Consider the following 22105-nt stretch of genomic DNA (forward strand, 5'->3'; position numbering starts at 1 on the left):
CAGTTCAATCTCTGTGTGGACCCGAAGGTCCTCGCTCTTTCGAGCGGTCGCTCACTCTCAGAAAACTGACTGACCAGATCCGAAGATCCAGTCACGTTTTGCTGTGCGAGCACTGTATAACTTGAAGCATCACTGTCTGTAGACAGCGGCGTCCGCTACCCAGCGCCCACACTTATCGGTTGTTTGTTTGTTAAAGAACTTCGCCACCCGGCTTTGCCGTTCAGCGCGCTGCGTTGTCTGCAGCAGAGAAACGAGATTATGCAGAGCTTTCTTCGTTTCGTCAACCGTTTGCCGCAATCTTTTTTGCTGCCGTCAGCGCTGCAAACTTCGCCGCGCCAACCTCCCGGTCGACCCCGCATCCCTTGCTGCGCCTGCCTTGCAGGTGCCGCGTCGTGTTGCGAGGGGGCGAATAGTAAGCGAGCGCGACGGGGTTGGCAAGCGGTTTCTGCGAACCAGCCGAAACTGGCACAAATGCGCCGCTTTCGGCGCTTCTCACTGGAGGCCAGGCTGCTTATAGAATGGCCGTTCCGGCCCGCGGGGCCGCTCTTTGACGAGATGGGGACGTTCGATGACTATCCAAGCGACATGGAAGCCAAGCCAGGGCAACAGCATCTGCCAGCTGACCAACGGCACTGCCGAGTGGCAAGCCGATCTGGACGCTTCCGCCGGCGGCGACACCCGCTACCCGAACCCGCATGACCTGCTGGACTCGGCCCTGGCTGCCTGCACCACCCTGACCTTGCAGCTGTATGCGAAACGCAAGGGCTACGCGGTCACTGACGTCCATGTTTCGGTCGGTCATGAAGAAGCCAACGGCACCTATACGATGCAGCGCGAGGTCAGGGTCAGCGGCGACCTGTCGCCCCAGATCCTCGAAGACCTGCTGCGCGTCGCCAATCGTTGCCCGGTGCACAAGACCCTGTCCGGCCAGGTTTCGATCCAGACCTCGATGGTATGACCGGCGCGCCCCGGTCACGGCATGGGGTTGCCACAGAAAATGAGAATCGTTAGCATTTGAGTTCTCGGGTTCTGACACCGCCTGAGTCAGCAAATGGGTTAGCCGGACACGGCATCCGTGTCCGGCTTTTTTCTTTTGCGGGATGCCGTGTCACGGTCATGACCGCCAGCCGCAATACGCTACGCCGCGATCCCACCCCGTTGACGCAACGCCCATGTGCTGTGTTGGCTGGCCCACCAAGTTCCGTCCGGGAAGTGGTCAAAACGGCGGTGCCGACACACTTTGCACCCCACCGCCGGCTTACCATGGCGAAAAGCAAAAACAATAAAAACGCTTAAATAACGAAGCGAGCGGGGGGATGCCTTGACCAATTTCATTGAAGCCTATTGCGCGCAGATACGGCTTGCGGGCGCCGGCGGCGTGATCGCGAAACCCGTCGTGGTGGCGCGGGACAGCAGCTACGCCATGCACTACGTACCGTGCGAATACCTGAATCCGCAGGCAGCGCTGGTGCTGGTCAGCACCACGCCGGGCCATGCGCACGTGCGGCTGGCCGCCGCGGTGACCGAGGAACTGCTGCGCTCCCATGCGCCGGGCCGTGTAATCCAGCGCGAGAACAAGCGGCGCGTTGAACTGGGCGGCAAGCTGGTACGGCCCAACCTGATCCGCATGCTTGACCACTTCCGCGTGCCGGAGCTGGTGGGGCTGCCGCACGCCGCCGCCTTGTGGAACGATGGCTTCGAGCGCCTGCAGCCGCTCGCCCTGTTGCCGCATGCCACCACGCGGCGTGGCCTGGCATTCGATGGCCCGCTGGAAGAACTGCTGGACGCGCCGATGCTGCGCGACGTCTTCGAGACGCAGTTCCTGGGCGCCGTGCGGCAGATGCGCACCGACGCGCTGTATATCGCATTGGGCCGCACCGCCTGGGCCGCGCTGCAGCACGCGGTCACACGCCGGTTGCTGGCGCGCCGCCAGTTGCTGGGAATGATGCCGGTGCCGGCGCGCGCGGGCAGCATGGTGCGTTACTTCCTGCGAGAGATCGCCGCCAGCGCCCTGTCGGCCAAGGATCCGGTTCGGCATCGCGTGGACTGGCTCGACGCAGCCCACGCCGAACTGGAAGCGAATGTCCGCAAACTGCGCGCCTCGGTCCGACCAGAGCCGCCTCCCGCCTACCTGATCGCGTAAGCGGTCGCTCGCATTCATAGTTGTGATCAATAGACCCCACGGAAGAGGGGTCTTGGGACGCCGGTTTGCGTCGATAACGTCTCCTGAGGAATTTGACACTCCTCGCATTCCCGATTTGCGGCCCCTCGTGGGCCGCGATTTTTTTTGTGGTGGTCAGATCGGACAGGGTCCACGGCGCTCGGGCACACGGTTTGCGTTCGGTCCCACGTCTCGTATTCCGCTGATCCGCCATGACGACCACCCATGCGTTGCCCATTGCCCTGTGTGCCACGCTGCTGCTGGCCCCGCTTTCAGCGCCGGCGCAGAGCGGCAAGCCTGGACTTGTCCTTTCCGACCGCAAGCCGGGCGGCGCGCTGCCGAATGACTGGAAAAATTTACCGGTCGCCGAAGGCAAGGCCAGGACCGAGTACCAGCTGGTGACCGAGGGCGGCACCACGGTGCTGCGGGCGCAAGCCAAGGACTCGGCGTCGGCGCTGATGCATGCGGGCAACGTGGACCTGTCGCGCACGCCCGTGGTGGCCTGGCGCTGGAAGGCAGAAGGCGCGATTCCCGGCGCCGACAACCGCGATGGCGCGCGCGAGGACGCGCCGGCGCGGCTGGTGTTCTTCTTCGACGGCGACGCCAGCAAGCTCTCGCTGGGCGACCGCGCCGCGATGCAGCTGGCGAAAACCGTGGCGGGGGAGGAACTGCCCTATGCCACGTTGATGTATGTCTGGTCGACCAGCGCCGCGCCCGGCAGCGTCATCCCCAACCCGCATACCGGCCGCGTGCAGATGATCGTGGTATCCGGCGCCGACGATGCCGGCAAATGGCAGAACTTGCGGCGCAATCTGGCGCGCGACTATGAACGCGTCTTCCACGAGCCGCCCGGACCGCTCAAGGCCTACGGCCTTATGACCGACACCGACAATACCCACGCCGCCAGCCGCGCCTGGTATGGCGATATCCGCTTCCTGCCGGACACCGCGGCGAAGAACTAGACCGGGGCGAGATGCTGTCCGAGACTCCATCGCAGCGCAACCGCGACCTCGGGCATCAGTGCGACATCGTCCTTCACGGCGTGTCCGACGGACAGCAACGCCTCGCGCACGCTGACCACCTTGTCCGCGCCATACCGCCGTTCGCTGCCGATGGCCGCCTCGAAGGCATTGGCGCGCGCATTGATCTGCTCCGGGTCGGCGCTGACCAGCAGCACCGCGTGGGCAAGCACCAGGTGGCGCTGGCCATCGGCCGCCTGCATGGCCGCTGGCGCGCGCCGCCAGTACTGGGCCGTGCCGGCGATCTTGCGGGCGGCTTCGGGCGGCCCCCAGGCGAGGTTGTAGCGGCCGTCGCAAAATGAGCCGGCCACCGCCTGCCAGTGGGTCTCGATGCCGAGCGTTTGCAGCGCGCCGCCGATCACCGCGCACAAGTGCAGGTAGACCGCGTCGCTGAGCGCGCCTGGCGGCTGGCCGACGGCGTAAGCGAGGCTCAGGTTGAGGATGCCGGGCCCTTGCGGAACCAGGCCGCCGCCGGACATGCGCAAGAACACGGGGCAACCCTGCTGCGCGAAATCGGCGCGCGCAGTCTCCAGCGCCGCGTGGCGCAGGTAGGTGCGCGGCACCACCAGCGACAGCGGTGCCTCCCACAACCGTGCCACCTGCCGGCCCTGCGCCGCGAGTTCGAGCAGCGCCAGTTCTTCCTGCAGCGGGTCGCTGCCCGCGTGGTCCGGGGCGACGGTATCGACAAGTTCAAACGGCATCGGTTGGGAAGCTGCCCGGGAATGGCGATGCGCCGAGTCTAGCAACCCTAGGCGTTGAGCGCATCGAAATACGCCAGCGCCTTGGCCGCGTACATCGCGCCGGGGCCGCCACCCATCTCGATATTGACGGCGAGCACTTCGGCCAGTTGCTCGCGGCTCGCGCGATGGCGCAGTGCCTGGCTGGTGTGGAACAGCACGCAGTCGTCGCAGCCCTTCTGCACGGCGAGTGCGACCGCCACCAGTTCCTTGAGTTCGGCGGGCAGGCTGCCCTGTTGCGTGGCAGCCTTCATCACGCCCTGGAAGGCGCTCATGGTGCCGGGCTGGGCCTGGCCGAGCGCGCCGAATTGCTTGTTGATCTCCGCCAGGCGGGTCTTCAGGTCTGTGGTCATGTGTAAGTGTCCTTTGGTAAATCGGCCCCGGGGGCCGCCTGGACGGCGCATGGTGGCGCCGTCCGGGGGCGGCATCAGCCGGCCAGGTGGGTCTTCAGCAGCGCGTTGAAGTCGTTGGCCTTCTCCATCTGGCTCATATGGCCGGCATCGGCAAAGACCTTGACGGTAGCGTCGGGCGGCGCCGCCTCGGCATGCGCGGCCGGGATGATGCGGTCCTGGCCGCCCCACACCACCAGCACGCGCTTGCCGCTGTCGGCCAGGCGCTGGCCCGGCTGCTCGCTCTGCCGGCCGCCGCCGAACAGGCCCTGGCCGAGCGCGGTCAGTGCCTCGTCGACGCCATCGAGCCGCTTGTAGCGCAACAGGTCGTCCAGCATCTGCCGGCTCACCAGCCCCGGGTCGGCAAACAGCAGCTCGACCACGGGCTTGAGCTCGCGCCGCGACTGCGCCTTGACGAAGCCGTCGGTGTAGGCGCTGTTGACGGCTTCGCCGAAGCCGACCGGCGACACCAGCGCCACCGACAGCACCCGCTGCGGCGCATCCACGGCCAACTGCGCGGCCACGCCGCCGCCCATCGAGTGGCCGACCACATGCGCGGCGTCGATCCCGGCTTCGTCCATGAAACGCGCTACAAAGCCGGCCATCTGCGCCAGCGTCGTGCCCGCGAGCCGCGGCGACGACTGTCCGTGGCCGGGCAAGTCGAGCGCCACCACGGTGTACGCGTCGGCCAGGGGATCGAGGTTGAACAGCCAGTTGTCCAGGTCTCCGCCAAAGCCGTGGATGAAGAGCACGGCCTGGGCGCCGTCGCCCTTGCGGGCATAGCGGACCCGGATGCCGTCGACCTCGGCAAACTGGTACGCGCTGGCGGCATCCTCGTCGCCGCTGTCGTCCGCCGGCGTTTCATAAGCCGCGACGTATTCATCGATCTGCGCATCGCTCACCTCCGCAGGGGCCAGCACGCCAAGCAGCGCCTTCACCGGCAGCACGTCGCCGGCCTGCGCCACCTTGCGGCGCAGCGTGCCCGCGTCGGGCGCCTCCACCGCATTGGCGATCTTGTCGGTTTCCACATCGAGGATCGGCATGCCCACGGTGATCTCGGTGCCTTCGTCGACCAGCCAGGCATTGACCGTGCCTTCCTTCATCGACAGGCCCCATTTGGGCATCACGATCGGGGTGATTGCATCCGTTGCCATCAGTGCTTGCCTCCCTTCACGGTCTTGCGCGCGGCATTGACGATCTGTGCCGCACTGGGGATATACAGGTCTTCCAGCGTGGGCGAGAACGGCACCGGGGTATGCGGCGGGCACACCATCTCGATGCCGGCCTTGAGCGCGCCGAAGGCCTGCTGCGCGACCTGCGCCGAGATATCGGTGGCGATATTGCAGCGCGGGCTGGCTTCATCCACGACGACCAGGCGCCCGGTGTTCTCTACCGACTCCAGCACCGTATCCATGTCCAGCGGCGAGAGCGTGCGCAGGTCGACGATCTCGGCCTCGATCCCCTCCTTCGCCAGCGTCGCCGCCGCTTCCAGCGCCCGATGCACCATCAGCCCGTAGGTGACGATCGACACGTCCTTGCCGTCGCGCACGATATTGGCCTCGCCGAACGGGATGGCATAGGCGCCTTCCGGGACATCACCTTCGAGGCCATAGAGGTTCTTGTGCTCGCAGAAGATCACCGGGTCGTTGTCGCGGATCGCCTGGATCAGCAGCCCCTTGGTGTCGTACGGCGTGGACGGGCACACCACCTTCAGGCCGGGGATATGCGTGAACAGCGGCGTCAGCATCTGGCTGTGCTGCGCGGCGGCGCGGAAGCCCGCGCCGACCATGGCGCGAATCACCACCGGGGTCTCGGCCTTGCCGCCGAACATGTAGCGGAACTTGGCGGCCTGGTTGAAGATCTGGTCGAAGCAAACGCCCATGAAGTCGATGAACATCAGTTCCGCGATCGGGCGCATGCCGCACGCCGCGGCGCCGATGGCGGCGCCCACGTAGGCGGATTCGGACAGCGGCGTGTCCAGCAGCCGGTCGCCATGCTTGGCATACAGGCCCTTGGTCACGCCCAGCACGCCGCCCCAGGCGTCCTTCTCGCCGTCCGCGCCGGCGCCGCCGACGATGTCCTCGCCCAGCATGATGACGCTGGGGTCGCGGGTCATTTCCTGGTCGATCGCCTCGTTGATCGCCAGCTTGATGCTCAGTTTGCGAGCCATGTCTGTCTCCTGATAATTGGTTTGCGCGTGGCGGATCAGTAGCTGACGTAGACGTCGGTCAGCAGGTCTTCCGGGCCCGGCTGGGGCGCCGCCTTGGCTTCCTGCACGGCGTGCTCGATCAGCGCGGCGACTTCGCGGTCGATCGCGTCCAGCTCTTCGCGCGCGATCACGCCGGCTTGCGTCACGGTGCGGCCGAACAGCTTCAGGCAATCCTTGTTGGCGCGGATGTCATCGAGTTCGCCGGCAGCACGGTAGGTCTGCGCATCGCCTTCGAAGTGGCCGTAGAAGCGGACCATCTTGCATTCGAGCAGCGACGGGCCGCCGCCCTCGCGGGCGCGGCGGATGACTTCGCCGGCGGCTTCGTGGACCGCGAAGAAATCGGTGCCGTCGACGGTCACGCCCGGGATGCCGAAGCCCGCGGCGCGGTCGACGTAGCTGTCGACCGCGGTGCCGTAGTCGCGCGAGGTCGATTCGGCGTAGCCGTTGTTCTCGATCACGAAGATCACCGGCAGGTTCCACACCGCGGCCAGGTTCAGGCTTTCCAGGAAGGTGCCCTGGTTGGAGGCGCCGTCGCCGCAGAAGGTAATGCCGACCTCGCCCTTGCCGCGGAACCTGGCCGCCAGCGCGGCGCCGCAGATCAGCGGCGCGCCCGCGCCGAGAATGCCGTTGGCGCCCATCATGCCCTTGGACAGGTCGGCGATATGCATCGAGCCGCCCTTGCCATTGCACGAGCCGCCCTTCTTGCCGTAGATCTCCTTCATCATCGCCACCGGATCGACGCCCTTGGCAATGCAGTGGCCATGGCCGCGGTGCGTGCTGGCAATGCGGTCGCCGTCGTGCAGGTGATGCAGGATGCCGACGCCCGCGGCTTCCTCGCCCGCGTACAGGTGGACAAAGCCCGGGATGTCGCCGCGCGCGAAGTCCACGTGCAGGCGCTCCTCGAAATCGCGGATGGTGCGCATCTTGCGGTACACCGTCAGCAGCGTCTCCTTGTCGAGCGGCAGCGCGCCGCGGGATTGCGCCGGATCTTGCGAAGCTCTGGCTGTCATCTCTGTCTCCTTCGTTTTCAGGTGTTGCACTTCAAGAAAATCGGTGGGTGCGCGGCCCGGCGTGCTCAGGCCAGGACGTGCTGCGGCACGCTGCGCATCAGCTGGTGGCGCGCCGCGTGGCGCATGCACGCGGCGACGTCGATGCTGCGGAATGCGTGGTCGTGCAGCGTGACGGTGACTTCGTCGTCCGGGCCGAAGGTCAGCTCGCGCTCGCCGTCCAGCGCGACGACGCCGCTGCGCTGGCGCACGCGATGGGGGCGGCCGTGCGCGAGCCGCTGCCAGCCGGCGATGGGAACGGTGCACATCAGGCCGGGCGCAATCGGCGCGCTCAGTTCGAATTCGCCCGCGCCCGGCGCCGCCAGTTCGATCGCAAGGCCGCCCGCTTCGCGCCGACCCACCGGCTCGAGCAAGCCGGCGATGGCGGACAGCCCGATCGCCTCGGGGTCGGCAAAGGACACGTAGACCGCGGCCAGCGTGTCGGTCTTCCACAGCGCGCGCGCGCCGATGAAGTGTTCGTGCGAGATCACCGCGTCGACCAGCGCGATGTCGCGGCGGAAGGTGCCATTGCCGTCGCGGATGACGATGTCCAGGCGCTTGTTCGACGCCAGCGCCTGGCTGGCTGGAATGCGGCCGGTGGCATAGAGGCCGGTGGCGAGCCCGGTGATGGTGGGCTCGCGCATCTCGGGGTAGGCATTGTTGGTGCCGGTCGACAGTCCTGCGATCGGCACCGCGCCGCATTCGCGCGCCACGGCGCGGTGGGTGCCGTCGCCGCCCAGCACGATGATCGCTGCCACGCCGGCATCGGCCATGCAGCGCGCGGCATGCAGCGTGTCGTCGACGCGCGAGGCCACCGGCATGTCCAGATACGCGACCTCGGGCAGGCTCGAATCCGGTCCCTGGCGGTGCGCCAGGTGCCGTGCCAGCATGACGCGCAGGCCCTCGCGATCGGGCATCATCAGCACGCGCTGCACGCCGCACGATGACAGCGCGGCCAGCAGCCGCAGCACGATATTGACGCGGTCAGCCAGTTGCAGGCTGTTGGCGTTGGCGATCACGCGGCGGATGTCGCGCGCCGAAACCGGATTGGCGATGATGCCGACCAGCGGCGCATCGGCGAACCTTGGCTGCCCCATTGCCTGTCTCCTGTGTTGTCGTTGTGGTGACAGGCGACATTGCAATGGCTGTGCCAGTGGCCGGATGGCATCGCGATGGCACAAGGCGGGCGGTTGCGGGGCCCTGGCTTCAGGGATAACCCGCAAAAATCGCTGCCGCTTGCGACGGGCGAGCGGCCTGGGTGGCCGTCAGGGCGAGACAGGTGTCACAGTGCAGGTGTATGGAGTGGACACGCGTAACGTCTTATCACCGGCGTGGCCGCACGCCTGGCGAAAGCCGGCGTCAAGAGAAATCCGGAAGACGAAAGGCCGCGAACGGCGTCGCAGAAACGGGTACGCCCGGCAGCCGCGCCAGCGCTGCCGGCCTTGCCTACGGCGCAGTGCTACGCCTGCTCCCCGCCGTCGCGCCGGTTAGGCGACTGGATGCCGTAGCGCTCCATGCGCCGGTACAGCGTCATGCGGCTGATGCCGATCTGGCGCGCGACCGCGCTCAGGTTCCAGCCCGAGGCGCGCAGGTACTGCATCAGCAGCATGCCCTCGGGGGGCAGCTGGTGCGGGTCGAACGGGGCGGCGGTGCCGTGGTCCGGGGCGCGATCGGCTGATGCCGGCTGGGCCGCTACGGCAGCCGGTTCGGCGGTGCCGGCGACGGCATCGGGCAGGTCGTGCACGTCGATATAGCCGCCGCTGCAGACCGCGCGCGCGTACTCCAGCACGTTGCGCAGTTCGCGCAGGTTGCCCGGCCAGCGGTGGCGGCGCAGCCGCTCGCTCGCGGCCGGTGACAGCGTCACCGGTTCGACCGCGCCTTCCTGCAGCAGCTTGCGCACCAGCCAGTCCAGGTCGGTGCGGGCGCGCAGCGGCGGCAGTTCGAAGCGCGCGCCGTTCAGGCGGTAGTAGAGGTCCTCGCGGAAGCGGCCGTCGGCCACCAATTGCTCCAGGCGATGGTGCGTGGCCGAAATGACGCGCAGGCGTACCGGCACCGGGCGCGCGGCGCCCACCGGCAGCACCTCGCCCTCGGCCAGCACGCGCAGCAGCCGCGACTGCAGCTCGCGCGGCATGTCGCCGATCTCGTCCAGGAACAGCGTGCCGCCGTCGGCCTCCTGGATCAGCCCGCGCTTGCCGCGCGAGCCGGCGCCCGAAAAGCTGTTGGGCAGGTGGCCGAACAGCTCGCTCTCGATCAGGGTCTCCGGAATCGCCGCGCAGTTCACCGCGACAAAGGGCCCGGCGCGGCGCGCGCTGGCCTGGTGCAGCGCCTTGGCGAAGAACTCCTTGCCGCTGCCGGTTTCGCCCTGGATCAGCAGGTGGATCGGGGAATCGACCAGACGCGCGGCGCGCTCCAGCTGCTGCGCCAGCGCGGCGTCGCCGCCGCTGAGCGCCGCCAGCGGCGCCGGCATCGCCACCTGCGCCGGTGCCGCTGGAGCTTGCCAGCCCAGCGCGGGCGGCATCACGCTCAGGTACAGCAGGCCGCCGCTGCGGTTGAGCGCGACCAGGCGCTGCTCGCTGGGACGCGAGTAGACATAGCGGCCCAGGTCTTCGAGCCGGGCGTCGAACAAGGTCTCGAACGGCTGCCCGAGCACGGTGGCGCCGGGCATGCCGGCCAGTTCGGTTTCCAGCATCAGGCGGGCGCGATGGTTGTGGCCGACGATGCGGCCGGCATCGTCGAGCGCCAGCAGGTATTCCGGGTTGACGTCGACGAACTCGGGCGCGACGTTAAGCTTAAGGATCCAGTCGCGCCGGTGCGCGCGCAGGAAGTTGGCGTTCTCGATATGCGCGGCGTAGATGCGCACCATCTGCAGCGCCAGGCCCTGGCTGTCCTTGGCCTGCGGCGAGACCAGCGCGGAGATGTCGAGGATGGCGTGCAGCGTGCCATGCGTGTCGAACAGCGGCGCGGCGGTGCAGGTCAGCGGGATATGGGTGGCATCGAAATGGTCGGCCTGGTGCACGGTCAGCGCCTGCCCGGTGACCAGCGCGGTGCCGACCGCGCAGGTGCCGGCGCCGCTCTCGCTCCATTCCGCGCCAAGGTAGAGGCCGGCGTGGCGCAGCGCGGCATCGGTGTGGGTGTCGCCGATATAGTCGACCGTGACGCCCTGCGCATCGGTCAGCAGCACCACATAGCCCAGCGCCGCCACCTGCGCGTGCAGGCTCTGCAGGCCGTGGCGGGCGATGCGGGCGAAGTCGTCGATGCGTTCCTGGTGTTCGCGCAGGCGCGTCTGCGGCAGGATGCGCGCCTCCTGCATGCGCGAGGGATCGAGCCCGTACTGGTGCACGCAGCGCCGCCATGAATTCTGGATGATCGCGTCATGCGCGATGCGCTCCGCGAGCAGGGCTGGCGGGGATAGGTAGGCGGTGGCCTGGACCACCGTCTCGATGTGCTCGCGTTGCCGCAGGTCCATCGCTGTCTCCTGTCGTCGCTGCCCCTCGGCCCCTGGAGATTGCTTGGGGGCGGCGGATCGGGCGGACTATGTGGGCGCGTGCCTGGGTGGCCACGCCTCTGTCTGGTGTCGGCCTTCTAATGTATCCGAGCGCCTCGGCGCTATGCAAACCAGAACCGGCAGGAAATGAAAGACAGCGGCCGGCGCACGCCGCAAGTGCGGCGTGCGTCATACCGGCAACGGCTCAGAGCGCGGCGTTGGCCTTGAGGCTGCGCGCGGCAGCCGCGGCGATCTCGAACGATCGCAGCCGCGCCTGGTGCTCGTAGATCTGGCCGGTGATCATCAGCTCGTCCGGCTGCAGGTCATCGACAAAGCGCTGCATGCCGGCGCCGACCACATCCGGGTCGCCCACCACGGAGCACGCCAGCGAGCGCCGGATATGGTCAGCCTCGCTCTCGTTCCAGAGCGCTTCGATATCGTCGACCGGCGGGCGCAGCTGCCCCGGCGTGCCGCGCACCAGCGCCAGGAACTGCTGCTGCAGCGAGCTGAACAGCCGGCGCGCCTCGTCGCCGGTATCGGCCGCGAACACATTGAGGCCGAGCATCACGTAGGGCCGGTCGAGCGTCTCGGACGGGCGGAAGGTGCGCCGGTACAGGTCCAGCGCCTGGCGCATGAAGCCCGGCGCAAAGTGCGAGGCGAAGGCGAACGGCAGCCCCATCGCCGCGGCCAGCTGCGCGCTGAACAGGCTCGAGCCCAGCAGCCAGATCGGCACCTTCAGGCCGGCCCCGGGCACCGCGCGCAGGCGCTGGCCCGGGCGCACGTCGTCGAAGTAGGCCTGCAGCTCTTCCACGTCCTGCGGGAAGGTATCGGCGCTGTCGCTGGCCAGATGGCGGCGCAGGGCGCGCGCGGTGGCCTGGTCGGTGCCGGGCGCGCGGCCCAGGCCCAGGTCGATGCGGCCCGGATAGAGCGAGGCCAGCGTGCCGAACTGCTCGGCGATCACCAGCGGCGAGTGGTTGGGCAGCATCACGCCGCCCGAGCCCACGCGGATGCGCTGGGTGCCGTTGGCGACATAGCCGATCAGCACCGCGGTGGCGGCGCTGGCGATGCCGGGCATGTTGTGGTGCTCGGCCAGCCAGTAGCGGTGGTAGCCCAGCTGCTCGGCATGGCGCGCCAGGTCGAGCGAGTTGCGCATGGCCTGGCCGGCATCGCTGCCTTGCGGGATGGGGGCGAGGTCGAGCACCGAATAGGCAACGCCGTTGCCGGCGGGGAGAGAGTCGCGATTCATGTCGTGGTCTGGCGGGCGCCACACGTGCGCCGCCGCTGCAATGCGGATGGTTCGCTATGTTAGTGAGCCTGCGCGGATCGTGCTGGCGGCGGCTTTGCGGCCCTGCGGGCGGCGTGGGTATCGCCGGGCGCGGTGGGGCCACAGCCGGGGCGCAAGGATTGAGCCGCGCGCAGCTTGCCCTTACCATTCAGCCCGATGCGAAGGAACGATCGATGACTCTCAAGACACTGGACGGCGCGCTGGCCCTGCTGACCCACTTCACCGTGCGCCAGCCCACCTGGGGCGTGCGCGAGCTGGCCAAGCACAGCGGCGTGCATTACGCCGTAGTGCACCGCGTGCTGGCCACGTTCGCCGCCAACGGCTTCCTGGTGCAGGATTCGGCCACCGGCAAGTATTCGCTGGGGCTGCGGCTGTTCGAGCTGGGACAGGTAGTGCGCAAGAGCTTCTCGCCCGACGAGATCGTACGCCCGGTGCTGGAGAAACTGGCCGCGCAGAGCGGCGAGACCGTGTTCCTGTCGTGGCTCGACGGCCATGAAGGCCTGTGCGTGGGGCTGGTGCACAGCCAGCATCAGCTGCGCTTTTCGATCGAGCTGGGCGAGCGCTTCCCGCTCTATGCCGGCGCGCATGCCAAGGCCATGCTGGCGTTCCAGGACGAGGCCTTCCGCGACGAGGTGTACCGCCAGGGCGTGGCGCGCATGGGTCCGCATACCACGCTGGAACGCGAGCGCATCGAGCAGCAGCTGGCCGAGGTGCGCGAACGCGGCTGGGCGCATACGCGCGAGGAAGCCGCGGCCAGCGTCGCCGGCCTGGCCTTGCCGCTGTGGTCGCGCGACCGCAGTGCGGTGGTGGGCTCGGTCGCCATCGCCGGGCCGCAGCAGCGGCTTGACGACGCCGCCGTGCCGCGGCTGCTGGAAGCGTTGCGCGATGCCAGCGGCCGACTGGAAGACGTGATCGGCTTCGTGCGCTGAGGCCAGCTTGGCGCGCGATCAGGCCAGCAGCGCCTTGCCCACGTCGCCGCCCAGCACGCGCTTGCCAAGCGCGTGTCCCAGGGCCCGGTAGCTCTCCCATTGCGCCTCGTCGAAGAACTGGTCGCCGGTGCCTTGCTGCGGGAAGGCCGGGTGCGTGGCGCCATAGTGCCGCACGTCGGCCGGCGCCCATGACACCAGCCGCGGCTTGATCAGCACGATGCGGCAGACGCGCGCGCGCGGCGCCGCGCAGGCCGGGTCGGTGCGGAACACGTCGAGCAGCACCGCGCATTTGTCGCCGGTGCCGGCGCTGGACGGCTGGCCCGGCACGAAATCGTCCGGCATGCCGAAGACTCGGCTCAGCACCGGATGCGTGGTGGCGGCCTCGGTATCGACGACGATCTCGAGGCCATGGTCGATGCGCGCCAGGCGGATCAGGTTGGCAAGGTCGCCGAAGCGATAGTCGGGATCGGCCCCGCAGTCGCACAGCACGATCAGCGCGACGTTCCGGCCCGGACGCAGCAGCTCGTAGACGCCGGTGTTGTCGAAATGACCGCCGTCCGACAGGTATTGCCAGCCGCGCCGCGTGCCATGGAAGCGGCCGCTCAGCTCGCACCCCAGGTAATACTGCGTGCGGAAGATGCCGGCGGCCAGCCACGGATGCGTGGCGCGTTCGGGATGGCGCCAGCGCTCGCCCTCGCGCCCGCCGCGACGCGCGTAGCGGGCCGGGAACGACGGCCACCATGTGCCCAGCCGCAGGTTGGCCAGCCCCAGCAGCAGCGATGTGCCTAGCGTCGTGGCACGGCCCAGCCCGGTGGACACCGCCGCGCCCGAGATCGCGATCCAGTCACCCACCGTCAGCGCTTGCGCCAGCTTGCCCGACGAGGGCCATGACAGATCCGGGCAGCACTGCCAGCCATCGACGGTGAAGCGCGCATAGGCGTCCGGCGCGACCGCGCTTGCCGCACCCGGCTGCGGCAGGCCGGCGCCCGGTGCCAGGCACAGCGGCTTGCCCTTGCGGTCGCGCTGGACCAGCTGCTCGGCCGGATCGACGGTCAGGTTCAGCGTCACGTTGATCAGGTGCAGCGGCGCCAGCACGTGCGGATCGTAGTAGGCATTGAGGCTGAGCTGGTCGCCCGGCACGGGCTCGGCCACGCTGAAGCGCGCGCGCCGGCGCCGGTCCGCCACCGGATCGGGATCGGGCGCGGCAAAGCGCTCGCCATTGGATGCGCCAAGGTAAGCGCGCGTGAGGCGCGCCGCGTAGAAAGGTTGCAGCGTGGACAGGTTCAGGAAGCCGGTAAAGCGGCCGGCGACCAGCGCCAGCACCAGTGCCACGGCCGTCAGCGTAGCCAGCGCCGGCCCGGTGTAGGCGGTGCCATACACCAGCCAGTCGACCGGCTCGCGGCCATTCCAGCGCACCCACAGCACCAGCCACGACCACAGCACGTACAGCAGCAAAGCCAGCACCGCCGCGGCCGCCCCGGCCAGCAGCGAAACCGGCAGGCGTGCCCACAATGCCCGCCAGGCAGTACCGGCGCTGCCCTTGCGGCCTTCGTCGAGCCGGCGCGCGCCGTAGCGCACCAGCCAGACCAGCACGCCCAGAGCGCTCGCGGGCAGCGCCACCCCCCACGGATGGCCGGCAGCCTGGGCATACAGGTAAGTGGTGCGCGCGACGGTATCGGCCACGCCCAGTGCCGCCAGCCACAGCGTCAGCGTGACCGCCGTGCGCAGTGCACGCGTGGCCCGCACGCGATAGCCGGACACCGTGCGCGGCTCGCCCTGCAGCATTACCAGGCAGGCCAGCACGCCAAGCCAGGCCAGCCCGCCCAGCGCGGCAAAGAGTTGCGCAGGCAGCGGCTGCGCGCCGATCCGTTCCGACCAGTACGCGGCGGCGAGCAACAGCAGTCCCAGCAGCGTGGCCAGCATCGGCGCGGGGCTGAAGAAGCGGCCCGGCGCCTGCGGCTCGCTGGCGCGCGGATAGACCAGCCAGTACGCCAGGCCGGGCGGCACCGCGCCGAGCACCACCGTCACCAGCGGCAGCCACAGCAGCGGGCTCCACCAGATCGCGCATTCGCCCTGGTTGAAGGCCTGCCGCGCATCGTGGAGCAGGTCCATCTCATAGCGTCCGAACCCGTACCAGGCGCCCGCCGCGCCGTGCAGCAGCAGCGCCAGCAGCGACAGCAACACCAGCAGCGCGCTGCCGATCACGTAGTGCATCGCCAGCCAGTTGCGCGCCACCAGCGCGGCGGCATAGAGGTTGTCGCCCGCGCCCGTGGGCGACAGGTAGCGGCCGTTCTCGCGCAGCCACGCGACCGCGCCGCGGCCGGGATCGGCGGCATAGGAGACCGAGGTGTGGATGCGCCCCGGCGGCTCGCATTGCAGCGTGTGGTACGCCTCGGCCGCGGCCTGGACCGGGCCGGTGCCGCGGCGCAGGCGACCGGGCACGAACAGGCTGACGAAGAAAGCGCCGAGATAGCCGCCGCCGCTGACGGTCGACAGGTAATCGAACTGGGCCAGCAGCGAAGCCAGGCCCGGCACGGTCTGCGCCGAGGCGGCGGTGCTTGCCGCGGGGGTCTGGGGCCTGCTGCTGTCCGGCGTCGCAGCCGTGGTGTTGGCCGGCATGTCGGTGCCGGCCAGCGCCTGCATCACGCCAAGGCAGAACGTGGCGCTGCGGATGCCGCCGCCGGACAACGCCAGCGCCCAGTTGCGCTGGCCCTCATGCGTGCGCGGCGCGATGCCGAGCAGGCGGCGGCGGTGAGCGATGCGGGCCGCTTCGTCGCCGTAACCGTGGTCTTCCGCAGCCATGGGCGCCTCCCGTAGCAGTCGGCCTGCGCCAAGTATAGGCAAGGGCGCATGGGTCGATATTCGCCCCGATCCGGGAGACGACTGCGCGTTAACCCTGATTGTTGCGGGTGACAGCGAGGCCTAGCATTTCTCTGTATCAGAGACGTTGTCTCTTATATAGAGACAACGCAATTCGAAGTTCAGCTCGGCAATGCTCAAGACCCTGGACGGCGCGCTGGCGCTGTTGACCCACTTCACCGTGCGCCAGCCCTGTTGGGGCGTGCGCGACCTGGCGCGCCACAGCGGCGTGCACCATGCCGTGGTGCACCGCGTTCTGGCGACGTTCGCCGCCAACGGCTTCCTGGTGCAGGACGCGCAGGGACGCTACGCGCTCGGGCTGCGCTGGTTCGAGCTGGGCCAGGTCACGCGCAAGACCTTCTCGCCGGCCGAGGTGGTGCAGCCCGCGCTCGAGGCGCTGGCGCGGGAATGCGGTGAAACCGTGTTCCTGTCGTGGCTGGACGGCGACCACGGCCTGTGCACGGACATCGCGCACAGCCAGCACCAGCTGCGCTTTTCGATCGAGGTGGGCCAACGCTTCGCCCTCGAGGCGGGCGCGCATGCCAAGGCCATGCTGGCGTTCCAGCCGGAGGCGTTCCGGCGCCGGCTTGGCGGCGACGCGCCCGGGCTGGAAGCGCGGCTGGCGCAGGTCCGCGCCGACGGCTGGGCCTACACCTGCGAGGAGTCCGCCGCCACGGTGGCCGGGCTGGCGCTGCCGCTGCATCACCGCGACACCCAGGCGGTGGTCGGGTCGCTGGCCATCGCCGGTCCGCTGCAGCGGCTGACGCCGGAGGCGGCGCCGCGCTGGCTGCAGGCGCTGCGCACGGCGCGCAGCACCATCGGCCCGGTGGCCGGTTTCATGCGCTGAGCGCGCGCCAGGCATCACACACAACAGACAAAACCAGACAACACTACGGGGAGCGGTGGAAGACATGACCATGCCAACACAACTGAACGCGCCGATGGCGGCGCCGCCCGCGACACGGACGCGCTTCATGGAGCCCTTGCTGCTGCTGGTCTCCGTGGCGCTGTCCGTGTTCGGCGCCATGATCGGCATGCAGCTGATCGTGTCGCTGGGGATCTCGGCCAACACCTCGATCATCGGCGCGCTGATCGCGATCGTGTTCTCGCGCATTCCGCTCGAGATCACGCGGCGCTTCCGCGTGCTCGAGCGCCAGAACCTGGTGCAGACCGCGATCTCGTCGGCCACCTTCGGCGCCGCCAACTCGCTGATGATCCCGATCGGCGTGCCGTATGCGATGGGCATGCCCGAGCTGGCCACGCCGATGCTGATCGGCGCGGTGATCGCCATGTTCGTCGACGGCGCGATGCTGTACTTCCTGTTCGGCAGCAAGATCTTCCCGGCCACCGGCACCTGGCCGGCCGGCATCGCCACCGCCGAGGCCATCTGGGCCGGCGACCGCGGCGGGCGCAAGGCGGCCTTCCTGGGACTGGGCATCGCCGTGGGCGTGGGCGGCGCATGGCTGGGCGTGCCGATGTCCGCGTTCGGCGCGGCCTTCCTGGGCAACCTGGCGGCACTGACCATGTTCGGCATCGGCCTGCTGGTGCGCGGCTATTCGGTGGCGCTGACCGGCATCGACATCGCCAAGGCCTATATCCCGCACGGGCTGATGATCGGCGCGGGCATCGTCGCGCTGTTCCAGGTGGCCCATGAAATCCGCCGCGCGCGCCACGCCCCGGCGGCCGACGCGCGCACCATCGAAGTCCCGGCCGCGCGCGCCAGCCGCATCCTGTCGGGCGGCTTCCTGGTCTACCTGGCGATCGCGCTGCTGATCTCGGTGCTGGCCGGCCATATCTCGGACATGTCGCTGGGCATGCTGGTGCTGTTCGTGCTGTACGCGGCCTTTGCCGCCTACGTGCACGAGCTGATCGTCGGCATCGCGGCGATGCATTCGGGCTGGTTCCCGGCCTTCGCGGTGGCGCTGATCACGCTGACCATCGGCATCCTGATCGGCTTCCCGCCCACGGCGCTGGCGGTGCTGGTGGGCTTTTCGGCCGCCACTGGCCCGGCCTTCGCCGACATGGGCTACGACCTCAAGACCGGCTACCTGCTGCGCGGCGAAGGCCGCGACATGGAGGCCGAGCTGTCCGGGCGCAGGCAGCAGTTCCTGGCCGCGATGATCGGCTTCGCGGTGGCCGCGGTGGTGGTGCTGGTGTTCCACGGCAGCTTCTTCGCGCAGGGCCTGATTCCGCCGGTGGACCGCGTCTACGCGGCCTCGATCAAGGCGGGCTCGTCGGCCGAGATCGCGCGCAACCTGATGATCTGGGCCGTTCCCGGCGCCCTGCTGCAGTGGCTCGGCGGCTCGAAGCGCCAGCTCGGCATCCTGCTCTCGACCGGCATGCTGATCGCCTCGCCGCTGGCCGGCTGGGCGGTGCTGGCGGGCCTAGCAATCCGCTTCGTGCTGCAGCGCCTGCGCGGCGACAAGCATGTGGCCAAGATGAGCGCCTTCGCCGGCGGCGTGATCGCGGGCGATGCCCTGTTCAGCTTCTTCGGTTCGGTCACCAAGCTGAAGAAGTAAGCCCTACCTGCGGGCGCACGCGCTGCGCCCCTCTGTCATTTCCCGAGACGTTCCATGGATATCCAGGCAATCCGCGCCGACACCCCGCTGACGGCTTCCACCATCTATCTCGATACCGCCGCCGCGTCGATTCCGCCCGACGCCGTGCTCGACGCCGTGCGCAGCTACCTGCTCGACACCGGCCATGTCGGCATCTACCTGCCGGCATTCCGCAAAGAGACCTATGCGCGCGTCGAAGCCGTGCGCGCCACGCTGGCCCGATGGCTGAACTGCGCGGCCGACGAGCTCGCCTTCACCAAGAACGCGACCGAGAGCATTTCGATCGTCGCGCGCGGCATCGCCTGGCAAGCCGGCGATGAAGTGCTGGTGGCCGACACCGAGATGCTGAGCAACCTGCTGCCGTGGCGCCGGCTCGAGCAATCGCACGGCATCGTGGTGAAGATGGTGGCCGCCGATGCCGAAGGCTTGCTGTCGGCCGAGGCATTTGCCGCGGCCATCACGCCGCGCACGCGCCTGCTGACGTTTTCGCACCTGCCCAATTCCACCGGCACGGTGCAGCCCGCCGCGCAGATCTGCGCGGTGGCGCGCCAGCGCGGCGTGCTGTCGCTGGTCAACGGCGCGCAGAGCGTGGGCATGCTGCGCTCGGACGTTGCCGAACTGAACTGCGATTTCCTCGCCGGCTGCGGCCGCAAGGCGCTGCGCGCGACCGAGGGCTCCGGCTTCCTGTACGTGCGCCGCGAGCTGATCGCGCAGGTCGAGCCGATGCTGGTGGGCTGGTGGAACGGCGCCTATGACCGCGCCACCGGCGCAGTGTCGCTGGTGCCGGGCGCGAAGCGCTTCGAAGCGGGCTGCCCGATCGTGCCGGCCATCCTGGGTCTTGGCACCGCCATCGACTACGCCGCCGCGATCGGCATCGACGCCATCGAAGCGCGCGTGCGCGACCTGACGGAATACGCGGTGGCGAAGCTGTCGTCGATCCCCGGCTTCGAGCTGTACGGCCCGGCCGACGTGGCCCAGCGCATCGGCATCGTGCCGTTCAACGTGCGCGGCGTCGACCCGGCCCGCATCGTGGCCGCGCTGGAAGCGCAGCAATGCATCATCGAAGCCGGCAGCTTCATGGCCGATTCGATCCTGGCGCGCTACGGCGTGTCGACCATGGCGCGCGTGTCGCTGCACTACTTCAACACGCATGACGAGATCGACCGCGTTGCCGCGCTGGTGCGCGCAGCGATCGCCTGACCTCACACCTGAACCGACGGAAAGCAAGACATGACCCAACGCATCCTCCTGATGAGCAGCTCGCGCAAGGACAACCTCGGCTATCTCGAGCACGCCGGCGAGCAACTCCACACGCTGCTGAAGCATGAGCCGCGCAAGGTGCTGTTCGTACCGTTCGCCGGCGTGACCTTCAGCTTCGATACCTACGAGGGCATGGTCAGGCCGGTGTTCGAAAAGCTGGGCTACGCGCTGGAATCGATCCATCACAGTGCCGATCCGCTGCGCGCCGTGCAGCAGGCCGAGGCCATCGCGGTCGGCGGCGGCAATACCTTCGCGCTGCTCAAGCGCCTGTATGACGCCGGCATCGTCGAGGCCATCCGCGCCAAGGTGCGCGCCGGCACGCCGTACGTGGGCTGGAGCGCCGGCAGCAACGTCGCCTGCCCGACCATCCGCACCACCAACGACATGCCGATCGTGCAGCCGCCGTCGCTGCGCGCACTGGGACTGGTGCCGTTCCAGATCAACCCGCACTTCATCAGCGGCAAGCCCGCCGGGCACAACGGCGAAAGCCGCGAAGAGCGGCTGGCGGAGTTCCTGCACATCAACGCGCCGGAACAGGTGTTTGCGCTGCCGGAAGGCTCGGCGCTGTATTCCGATGGCACCACCGGCCTGGTGCTGGGCGAGCGCAATGCGCTGTGGTTCCCTGCCGAGGGCAAGGTGGAGACGATTCGCGAGGGCGAGGCGTTCGCGTTATCGCAGATCACTGGGCCGGCGGGGATGGTGGACTGGCCGGGCTTTGAAGTCTGAGTGTTTTCTCCCCTCTCCCATTTATGGGAGAGGGGCGGGGGTGAGGGCTGGAGTCTCCACGAAGTGGCCCGTCGCGATGCTTGCCATGCGCCTGCCCTCACCCCCGGCCCCTCTCCCGCGAGCGGGAGAGGGGAGCACACACTCGCGATGGATCGTGAATCAGCAAGCGAGCCACATCGGGCCACCAAGCCCATAGCAACCAAACAAGAATCCGCCCGCGGGCCGCCCAGCGCAGCCCGCGAGGCCTCCCTTTTGCCTTCTGGAGGAGAAACCACAATGAGCCCAACCCTTCGCCATGCCGTGCGCCTGGTGTTTCCCGCGCTGGTGGCCCTGCCCGTCACCACCATGGCCCAGTCTGGCGTCACGCTGTACGGCGTCATCGATACCGCGCTGACATACCAGACCCACTCCAACCCCGCCGGCGACGCGCAGGTCGGCCTGCAACAGGGCGGCGAAGGCTTCCTGTCCGGCAGCCGCTTCGGCCTGAAGGGCGTCGAGGACCTGGGCGGCGGCGTAAAGGCGGGCTTCGTGCTGGAGAACGGGCTGCTGGCCGATACCGGCCGGCTCGACCAGCAAGGCCAGCTGTTCGGGCGCCAGGCGTACGTGAAGATCGGCAACCGCTGGGGCGAGCTGGCGCTGGGCCGGCAGTACACCACCGCCAACACCATGCTGTACTACGTCGATCCGCTTGGCGTGGGCGCGGCGCCGTCCAATGCGTGGATGGTCTACCTGACCGGCCAGCGCTACGACAACGCCGTCAGCTATACCGGCAATTTCGGCCCGGTGTCGGTGATCGCGGAATACGCGCTGGGCGAGACCGCGGGCAACACCCGCGCGATGTCATCGATGTCGTTTGGCGTCAGGTACGCGGCCGGGCCGATCACCGCGGTCGGCGACTTCCAGCAGACCCGCGACAGCCAGAGCCGCAACGCCAACATCTACCTGGCCGGCCTGAAGGCCGCGGTCGGCCGCGCCAGCCTGTTCGCCAACTACATCCACAGCGACCGCGACGCGGGCTTCGACTCGTCGAAGGGCGGCACCGATACGGCCACCATCACCAGCATGTCGACCGCGGCCACGCCGACCAACCGGGCGGCGATCAGCTCGGTGTTCGGCGGCAGCCGCCACGACGACTTCTTCACGCTGGGCGCGAGCTACGCCGTGACCGGCAACGTCACCCTGACCGGCAGCGTGATGCACAACCGCACCCGCGCCGACAACTTCAGCGGCAACCGAACCACCGCGTATGCCGTTGCCGACTATGCATTCAGCAAGCGCACCGACGCCTACCTGGCGCTGGCCTACGACCGCGTCCACGGCGACTGGTCGGGCCTGTTCGGCAACAACACCACCAGCTGGACCGGCGGCAGCGGCACGCCGCTGGACGGGCGCGACACCCAGACCACGGTGATGGTCGGCCTGCGCCACCAGTTCTGACCGATT

18 protein-coding genes are annotated in these 22105 nt (G+C 68.7%); 9 read left to right on the top strand and 9 right to left on the bottom strand.

Annotated features, from left to right (window positions below):
- The first annotated feature begins 568 nt into the window (after positions 1–568).
- The 3 genes from U9J39_RS00005 (at position 569) to U9J39_RS00015 (ending at position 3123) form a co-directional block, all read left to right on the top strand.
- The gene (locus U9J39_RS00005; protein ID WP_115682180.1) at positions 569–958 is read left to right on the top strand and encodes an OsmC family protein; all 390 of its coding nucleotides are present in this window, start codon (positions 569–571) and stop codon (positions 956–958) included.
- 363 nt (positions 959–1321) lie between these two features.
- The gene (locus tag U9J39_RS00010) at positions 1322–2143 is read left to right on the top strand and encodes a hypothetical protein (protein WP_115682179.1); all 822 of its coding nucleotides are present in this window, start codon (positions 1322–1324) and stop codon (positions 2141–2143) included.
- A 230-nt stretch (positions 2144–2373) separates the two neighbouring features.
- A complete protein-coding gene (locus U9J39_RS00015; RefSeq protein ID WP_172581805.1) occupies positions 2374–3123 on the top strand; it encodes a DUF3047 domain-containing protein in 750 nt (249 codons plus the stop codon).
- Here the strand turns inward: U9J39_RS00015 and U9J39_RS00020 are convergent.
- From U9J39_RS00020 to U9J39_RS00055, 8 genes are all read right to left on the bottom strand, one after another.
- Positions 3120–3881: a lipoyl protein ligase domain-containing protein gene (locus U9J39_RS00020; RefSeq protein WP_326346241.1), complete on the bottom strand. Its 762-nt coding sequence runs from the start codon at positions 3879–3881 to the stop codon at positions 3120–3122. The genes U9J39_RS00015 and U9J39_RS00020 overlap by 4 nt on opposite strands.
- A 47-nt stretch (positions 3882–3928) precedes the next feature.
- Positions 3929–4270: a carboxymuconolactone decarboxylase family protein gene (locus U9J39_RS00025; protein ID WP_111520933.1), complete on the bottom strand. Its 342-nt coding sequence runs from the start codon at positions 4268–4270 to the stop codon at positions 3929–3931.
- Between the two features lie 74 nt (positions 4271–4344).
- Positions 4345–5460 carry an acetoin dehydrogenase dihydrolipoyllysine-residue acetyltransferase subunit gene (locus U9J39_RS00030; protein WP_326346242.1) on the bottom strand — a complete coding sequence of 372 codons (1116 nt, stop codon included), beginning with the start codon at positions 5458–5460 and terminating at the stop codon, positions 4345–4347.
- Positions 5460–6476: an alpha-ketoacid dehydrogenase subunit beta gene (locus U9J39_RS00035; RefSeq protein ID WP_115682175.1), complete on the bottom strand. Its 1017-nt coding sequence runs from the start codon at positions 6474–6476 to the stop codon at positions 5460–5462. Before U9J39_RS00035 ends, U9J39_RS00030 begins: the two co-directional genes overlap by 1 nt.
- A gap of 35 nt (positions 6477–6511) precedes the next feature.
- On the bottom strand, positions 6512–7525 hold the full coding sequence (locus U9J39_RS00040; protein ID WP_115711922.1) for a thiamine pyrophosphate-dependent dehydrogenase E1 component subunit alpha: 1014 nt from the start codon (positions 7523–7525) through the stop codon (positions 6512–6514).
- Positions 7526–7590: 65 nt separating this feature from the next.
- Complete coding sequence (locus U9J39_RS00045) at positions 7591–8658, bottom strand: ATP-NAD kinase family protein (RefSeq protein ID WP_326346243.1); 1068 nt, start codon at positions 8656–8658, stop codon at positions 7591–7593.
- A gap of 362 nt (positions 8659–9020) precedes the next feature.
- Positions 9021–11027: a sigma-54-dependent Fis family transcriptional regulator gene (locus U9J39_RS00050; protein ID WP_116313669.1), complete on the bottom strand. Its 2007-nt coding sequence runs from the start codon at positions 11025–11027 to the stop codon at positions 9021–9023.
- A 223-nt stretch (positions 11028–11250) separates the two neighbouring features.
- Positions 11251–12291, bottom strand: coding sequence for an LLM class flavin-dependent oxidoreductase (locus tag U9J39_RS00055; protein WP_326346244.1), 1041 nt, complete (start codon positions 12289–12291; stop codon positions 11251–11253).
- A gap of 212 nt (positions 12292–12503) precedes the next feature.
- On the opposite strand from U9J39_RS00055, the gene U9J39_RS00060 reads away from it, so the two are divergent.
- Complete coding sequence (locus tag U9J39_RS00060; protein ID WP_326346245.1) at positions 12504–13259, top strand: IclR family transcriptional regulator; 756 nt, start codon at positions 12504–12506, stop codon at positions 13257–13259.
- An 18-nt stretch (positions 13260–13277) separates the two neighbouring features.
- Here the strand turns inward: U9J39_RS00060 and U9J39_RS00065 are convergent, their stop codons facing one another.
- Positions 13278–16061 (bottom strand): hypothetical protein, encoded by a 2784-nt coding sequence (locus tag U9J39_RS00065; RefSeq protein ID WP_326346246.1) that lies wholly within the window; start codon positions 16059–16061, stop codon positions 13278–13280.
- Positions 16062–16251: 190 nt separating this feature from the next.
- On the opposite strand from U9J39_RS00065, the gene U9J39_RS00070 reads away from it, so the two are divergent.
- From U9J39_RS00070 to U9J39_RS00090, 5 genes are all read left to right on the top strand, one after another.
- Complete coding sequence (locus U9J39_RS00070; RefSeq protein ID WP_115711910.1) at positions 16252–16965, top strand: IclR family transcriptional regulator; 714 nt, start codon at positions 16252–16254, stop codon at positions 16963–16965.
- 64 nt (positions 16966–17029) lie between these two features.
- The gene (locus U9J39_RS00075) at positions 17030–18637 is read left to right on the top strand and encodes an OPT/YSL family transporter (RefSeq protein ID WP_326346247.1); all 1608 of its coding nucleotides are present in this window, start codon (positions 17030–17032) and stop codon (positions 18635–18637) included.
- 54 nt (positions 18638–18691) lie between these two features.
- On the top strand, positions 18692–19876 hold the full coding sequence (locus tag U9J39_RS00080; RefSeq protein WP_326346248.1) for an aminotransferase class V-fold PLP-dependent enzyme: 1185 nt from the start codon (positions 18692–18694) through the stop codon (positions 19874–19876).
- A gap of 30 nt (positions 19877–19906) precedes the next feature.
- Entirely contained in the window at positions 19907–20662 is a 756-nt protein-coding gene (gene pepE, locus U9J39_RS00085; protein WP_116313674.1) for a dipeptidase PepE, read from the top strand.
- 276 nt (positions 20663–20938) lie between these two features.
- Positions 20939–22099 (top strand): porin, encoded by a 1161-nt coding sequence (locus U9J39_RS00090; RefSeq protein ID WP_326346249.1) that lies wholly within the window; start codon positions 20939–20941, stop codon positions 22097–22099.
- Positions 22100–22105 lie beyond the last annotated feature (6 nt).

Source organism: Cupriavidus sp. SS-3 (assembly GCF_035818815.1).
Classification (GTDB): domain Bacteria; phylum Pseudomonadota; class Gammaproteobacteria; order Burkholderiales; family Burkholderiaceae; genus Cupriavidus; species Cupriavidus taiwanensis_C.

Bases quoted from the DNA above. Each gene is read 5' to 3' on its own strand.
- U9J39_RS00005 (WP_115682180.1), top strand. From the start codon at position 569: ATGACTATCCAAGCGACATGGAAGCCAAGCCAGGGCAACAGCATCTGC.
- U9J39_RS00015 (WP_172581805.1), top strand. From the start codon at position 2,374: ATGACGACCACCCATGCGTTGCCCATTGCCCTGTGTGCCACGCTGCTG.
- U9J39_RS00020 (WP_326346241.1), bottom strand. From the start codon at position 3,881: ATGCCGTTTGAACTTGTCGATACCGTCGCCCCGGACCACGCGGGCAGC.
- U9J39_RS00025 (WP_111520933.1), bottom strand. From the start codon at position 4,270: ATGACCACAGACCTGAAGACCCGCCTGGCGGAGATCAACAAGCAATTC.
- U9J39_RS00030 (WP_326346242.1), bottom strand. From the start codon at position 5,460: ATGGCAACGGATGCAATCACCCCGATCGTGATGCCCAAATGGGGCCTG.
- U9J39_RS00035 (WP_115682175.1), bottom strand. From the start codon at position 6,476: ATGGCTCGCAAACTGAGCATCAAGCTGGCGATCAACGAGGCGATCGAC.
- U9J39_RS00040 (WP_115711922.1), bottom strand. From the start codon at position 7,525: ATGACAGCCAGAGCTTCGCAAGATCCGGCGCAATCCCGCGGCGCGCTG.
- U9J39_RS00045 (WP_326346243.1), bottom strand. From the start codon at position 8,658: ATGGGGCAGCCAAGGTTCGCCGATGCGCCGCTGGTCGGCATCATCGCC.
- U9J39_RS00050 (WP_116313669.1), bottom strand. From the start codon at position 11,027: ATGGACCTGCGGCAACGCGAGCACATCGAGACGGTGGTCCAGGCCACC.
- U9J39_RS00055 (WP_326346244.1), bottom strand. From the start codon at position 12,291: ATGAATCGCGACTCTCTCCCCGCCGGCAACGGCGTTGCCTATTCGGTG.
- U9J39_RS00060 (WP_326346245.1), top strand. From the start codon at position 12,504: ATGACTCTCAAGACACTGGACGGCGCGCTGGCCCTGCTGACCCACTTC.
- U9J39_RS00065 (WP_326346246.1), bottom strand. From the start codon at position 16,061: ATGGCTGCGGAAGACCACGGTTACGGCGACGAAGCGGCCCGCATCGCT.
- U9J39_RS00070 (WP_115711910.1), top strand. From the start codon at position 16,252: ATGCTCAAGACCCTGGACGGCGCGCTGGCGCTGTTGACCCACTTCACC.
- U9J39_RS00075 (WP_326346247.1), top strand. From the start codon at position 17,030: ATGACCATGCCAACACAACTGAACGCGCCGATGGCGGCGCCGCCCGCG.
- U9J39_RS00080 (WP_326346248.1), top strand. From the start codon at position 18,692: ATGGATATCCAGGCAATCCGCGCCGACACCCCGCTGACGGCTTCCACC.
- pepE (WP_116313674.1), top strand. From the start codon at position 19,907: ATGACCCAACGCATCCTCCTGATGAGCAGCTCGCGCAAGGACAACCTC.
- U9J39_RS00090 (WP_326346249.1), top strand. From the start codon at position 20,939: ATGAGCCCAACCCTTCGCCATGCCGTGCGCCTGGTGTTTCCCGCGCTG.